Source organism: Streptomyces sp. ATLC9 (assembly GCF_057196705.1).
The window spans coordinates 1-4,901 of sequence record NZ_JBXUOY010000342.1 but is presented as its reverse complement, the minus strand read 5'-3'; the positions used below and the strand labels follow the sequence as shown (position 1 = coordinate 4,901).

Below are 4,901 nucleotides of genomic sequence, written 5' to 3'. Positions count from 1 at the left end.
CACGGCGGGGCGGCGCCGCAGCCGGCGCAGCGGCGCGGCGCGCTCGGCGCCCATGGAGTCCAGCGCCTGCGACACCAGTTCGCCGGGCATCCGGCGCAGGGCCGCCGCGCAGCGGGCGCGCAGGGTGCGGCGCAGCCGCGGCTCGAAGCGGTCGCCGGTCAGGTGGTGGTGGATGACCGCGCAGTAGGTGCGCACGGCCTTCGGCAGCAGCGCGGCGGCCTCCCGGTCCCGGGAGGTCTCCTCCACCAGCAGGTCGTAGGCGCGCAGGAAGTCGAGCTGCCGCTCGTCGCCGGTCCGGGTGAGCGAGGTGGCCACCCCGCGCCGGTAGAAGAGGCCCGTCAGGCCGACCACGGCGAAGGACGCCGCCTCGCGGTGCAGCCGCCAGATCCAGGGCCGGTCCTCGGCGGTGTGCAGACCGTCGTGGAAACGCAGGAGGCCGGAGTCCAGCAGCCGCCGGTGGTAGACGCCGGCCCAGGCGTAGGCGTAGTCGACCGCGGTGGTGCGGTGCGCGGGGAGGATGGCGTCGCGCGGGTCCAGCACTCTGCCCCGGCGGCCCTCGGGCGCCCGGGCCAGGGTGCGCCGGCGGCCGGTGCTGCGCACATGGTCGGTACGGAGGAAGTCGCAGCCCAGCGCCTCGGCGGCGGCGAGCAGTTCGCGGTAGTGGCCGGGGGCCGCCCAGTCGTCGCCGTCGAGGAAGGCGATGTACCGTCCGCGCGCCGCGTCCAGGCCGGTGTTGCGGGCGCGGGCCACGCCGCCCTGGAGCCGGTGGCGCACGAGGACCGCGCCGGGGATTTCCTTTTCCGCGCGTTCCAGGAGTTCCGAGGTGCCGTCGGTCGAGAAGTCGTCGACCAGAATGAATTCGATGTCCCCTTTTCCGAAGGCGGCCGAGTTGGCGCGCAGGCTCCGGAGCGTGTCGGGGGCGTAGGGCCGAACATTGCGGAACGGCACGATGACGGAGAGCTTGACCACTCCGGAGAGGCTAGGGGCACGAACACCGTCAACGCTGTCCAAGGGCGTACGGACAGGTGAAATCGAGGTGTCGGAACGGTTAACCCCGTTCTCCGGAAGGCTGGTTGGCTTTCCGTCGGTGTGTTGTTAACCGTCTGTTGTGTTCGCGTTGGGCTGAGAATCGGAATGTCTTTCTAGCGTCTGCAACGTGCCATCACGTACCGCATCGGATTCCCCGGACAACGCCTCGGACAGCGCTCCGGACAGCGCGACGCGCATCGCCGTTCTCGCCGATTCCGACACCCGCTGGAAATGGGGTGCGCTCACCGCGCACCGCGTCGTTCCCGGCGCGCGTATCGACGGACTGCTGCTGCGCGGCCGGGCCACCCCGACCGCGCGCCAGCTCGACGAGGTGGGTGTGCGCGCCGCCTCGCTGCGCGAGGTGACGGCCGCGGAGTTCCTGCGCCTGGCCGACCGCGACGCGTACGACGCGGTGGTGCTCTCCTGCGTCGGCGGCACCGTCCAGGCGATGCTGCACGGCCTGTCCCACCGCCTGGACGGAAGCGATCGCCGCCCGGTCACCGTCACCGGCTACGTCGGGGTCGTCTACGAGAAGCTCGCCGACGGACTGCTGCTGCGGCACGGCGCGGACGTCGTCCTGGCCAACTCCGCCCACGACGCCGAGCGCTTCCGCGCGGTCTACGAGGGTGTCGGCGCGGACGCCGGCGCCGTCGTGGAGTGCGCGCTGCCCTTCCTCGGCGGCGAGCCGTACCGGGAGTCCGGCGAGCGGCCGTACACGGTCGTCTTCGCCGTCCAGCCCTCCGTCCCCGCCTCCCGCGCCGACCGCGAGTACCTGCTGCGCCGCGCCGCCGGGCACGCCCGCCGCCACCCCGACCGCGAGGTGCTGGTCAAGCTGCGCAGCAGGCCGGGCGAGCACACCACGCACATCGAGGAGCAGCCCTACCAGAAGCTCGCGGCGCGGATCCCCGGCGGGCTGCCGGACAACTGCCGCCTGGTCTACGGCCACATGGGCGAGGTGCTGGACCGCACCGACCTGCTGGTCACCGTCAGCTCCACCGCCGCCCTGGAGTCGCTGCACCGGGGCATCCCGACCGCGGTCCTCACCGATCTCGGCGTCCGCGAGGCGCTGGGCAACCACCACTTCATCGGCTCGGGCTGTCTGACCTCCTGGGACCGGCTCGACTCCGGGCTGCTGCCCAAGGCCGACCCGGCGTGGACGGCCCGGCAGGGCGTCGTCGCCGACGGCCCCTACGAGGCGGCCTTCGACGCCGCCCGTGAGCGCGTCGCAGAGCTCCTGGCCCGCCCCGCCCTGCCGCCGGTCGCCCCCTACTACACGTCCACCACCGCGCCCGGCTACCTCCCCGGCATCCTCGCCCGTCACGGACTCGACCCCTCGGGCGCGCCCCGGACGGGAGCGGAGACCGGCCGGCCGGCCTCCGGGCTGCGCCGGGCCGTCCGGGCGGCCGTACGGGACGCGGCGCGCGGGGCGTACCGCCACGGCGTCCAGCGCGTGGCGCCGGTCATCCGCCGGATGGGGGAGCTGTGAGCACGCCCGGCATCCCTCAGACCGCAGTACAGCAAGGAGCGTCCCCCGTGTCCCCCAGTGCCTCCGGCGGCCTCAGCGGCCCCGGCAGTCCCGGCAGCCCTGTCGTCCTCGCCGTGATCCCCGCCCGCGGCGGATCCAAGGGCGTGCCCGCGAAGAACCTCGCCACCGTCGGGGGAGTCCCGCTGGTCGTCCGCGCGGTACGGGAGTGCCTGGCGGCGCGGGGTGTGACGCACACGGTCGTCTCCACCGACGACGACGCCATCGCCGAGGCCGCCCGCGGCGCGGGCGCCGAGGTGGTGCGCCGGCCCGCCGGCATCGCGGGCGACACCGCCACCAGCGAGGCCGCCGTCCTGCACGCCATGGACGTCCACGCCGGGCGGCACGGACGGGCGGCCGAGGTGGTGCTGCTGGTGCAGTGCACCAGCCCCTTCCTCACCCGCGAGGACGTCGAGGGCGTGGCCGCCGCGGTGACCGGCGGCGCCGACAGCGCGCTGACCGTGGCCCCCTTCCACGGCTTCGTCTGGCGCGAGGAGACCCCCGGGGACGCGGCGGGCGGCGGGGTCGGCGTCAACCACGACAAGGCGTACCGCCCGCGCCGCCAGGACCGGCCGCAGGACCTGCTGGAGACCGGCGCCGCCTACGCGATGCGCGCCGACGGCTTCCGCACGGCCGGGCACCGCTTCTTCGGCCGCACCGAACCGGTGCGCACCGACCCGGCGCGCGTACTGGAGATCGACGACCCGCACGACCTCGCCCGCGCCCGCGCGCTCGCACCGCTGCTCGACGGCGGGGCGGACGGGCGCCCCGGCGCGCTTCCGGCCCGCGACGACGTCGACGCGGTCGTACTCGACTTCGACGGCACCCAGACCGACGACCGGGTGTACGTCGACTCCGGCGGACGGGAGACGGTCGCGGTCCACCGCGGCGACGGGCTCGGCATCGCCGCCCTGCGCCGCGCGGGACTGCCGTTGCTGATCCTGTCCACGGAGGAGAACCCGGTGGTCGCCGCACGGGCCCGCAAGCTGCGGATTCCCGTGCTCCACGGCGTCGACCGGAAGGACCTCGCCCTCAAGCAGTGGTGCGAGGAGCAGGGCATCGCGCCGGAGCGCGTGCTCTACGTCGGAAACGACGTCAACGACCTGCCGTGCTTCGGCCTGGTCGGCTGGCCCGTCGCCGTGGCCAGTGCCCACGACGTCGTACGCGGCGCAGCCCGCGCGGTCACCTCCACTCCCGGAGGGGCCGGTGCGATCCGCGAGATCGCCTCGTGGATCCTCGGAAAGGAACTGTCTTGAGCATGACCAGCCCCCGCCTCCGTACCCTCGGCGCCAAGACCGTGGGTCCGGGCCACCCGGTCTACGTCACCGGCGAGATCGGCATCAACCACAACGGCGACCTGGAGAACGCGTTCGCCCTGATCGACGCCGCCGCCGACGCCGGCTGCGACGCCGTGAAGTTCCAGAAGCGCACCCCGGAGGTCTGCACCCCGCGCGACCAGTGGGAGATCGAGCGCGACACCCCCTGGGGCCGGATGACCTACATCGACTACCGCCACCGCGTCGAGTTCGACGAGGAGGGCTACCGGGCCATCGACGCCTACTGCAAGAAGAAGGGCGTCGACTGGTTCGCCTCCCCGTGGGACGTGGAGTCCGTCGCCTTCCTGGAGAAGTTCGACGTGCCCTGCTACAAGGTGGCCTCCGCCTCCCTGACCGACGACGAGCTGCTGCGCGCGATGCGCGCCACCGGCCGTACCGTCATCCTCTCCACCGGCATGTCCACGCCGAAGCAGATCCGGCACGCGGTGGAGGTGCTGGGCAGCGAGAACATCGTGCTCTGCCACGCCACCAGCACCTACCCGGCCAAGGCCGAGGAGCTCAACCTGCGGATGATCCACACTCTGCAGGCCGAGTACCCCAACGTGCCGATCGGCTACTCCGGCCACGAGACCGGCCTGCAGACCACGCTGGCCGCCGTCGCGCTGGGCGCCGCCTTCGTCGAGCGCCACATCACCCTGGACCGCGCGATGTGGGGCTCCGACCAGGCCGCCTCCGTCGAGCCGCAGGGCCTGCAGCGCCTGGTGCGCGACATCCGCACCATCGAGGAGTCCCTCGGTGACGGCGTCAAGAAGGTCTACGACAGCGAGATCGGGCCGATGAAGAAGCTGCGCCGGGTCAAGGGCGTCGTGGCCGAGGCCGAGGAGTCCGCCGCCGGCCGCGAGCCGGCAGCGGTCTGACGGGGACGACGGGCTGACGGGGCGATCCAAGGTGAGCGCAGGCGCAGTCCCCGGCGGGACCCCGGGCGGGGTCCCGCCGCAGTCGGCCCGGAGGCCGGGCACGCCGGGCAAGCAGGGCACGCCGGGCACGGCCGGGGAGCGTCGGGGGGCGCGCCC

The 4,901-nt window shown here is 73.8% G+C and carries 4 protein-coding genes; 3 read left to right on the top strand and 1 reads right to left on the bottom strand.

The genetic code is table 11. The features are described from left to right. Nucleotides 1–969: glycosyltransferase family 2 protein (locus AC2CJA_RS24155; RefSeq protein WP_484604798.1), on the bottom strand; the 969-nt coding region annotated here is incomplete at its 3' end. A gap of 187 nt (nt 970–1,156) precedes the next feature. On the opposite strand from AC2CJA_RS24155, the gene AC2CJA_RS24150 reads away from it, so the two are divergent. From AC2CJA_RS24150 to AC2CJA_RS24140, 3 genes are read left to right on the top strand one after another with little or no spacing between them, the layout of a single operon-like run. Further along, entirely contained in the window at nt 1,157–2,515 is a 1,359-nt protein-coding gene (locus AC2CJA_RS24150; RefSeq protein ID WP_484604797.1) for a DUF6716 putative glycosyltransferase, read from the top strand. 47 nt (nt 2,516–2,562) lie between these two features. Next, nucleotides 2,563–3,807 (top strand): cytidylyltransferase domain-containing protein, encoded by a 1,245-nt coding sequence (locus tag AC2CJA_RS24145; RefSeq protein WP_484604796.1) that lies wholly within the window; start codon nt 2,563–2,565, stop codon nt 3,805–3,807. A gap of 2 nt (nt 3,808–3,809) precedes the next feature. Further along, on the top strand, nt 3,810–4,745 hold the full coding sequence (locus AC2CJA_RS24140) for an N-acetylneuraminate synthase family protein (RefSeq protein ID WP_484604795.1): 936 nt from the start codon (nt 3,810–3,812) through the stop codon (nt 4,743–4,745). Nucleotides 4,746–4,901: the final 156 nt, after the last annotated feature.

What these genes read in the sequence shown, in the direction of transcription:
- AC2CJA_RS24140 (WP_484604795.1), top strand. Translation starts at nt 3,810, where the DNA reads ATGACCAGCCCCCGCCTCCGTACCCTCGGCGCCAAGACCGTGGGTCCG.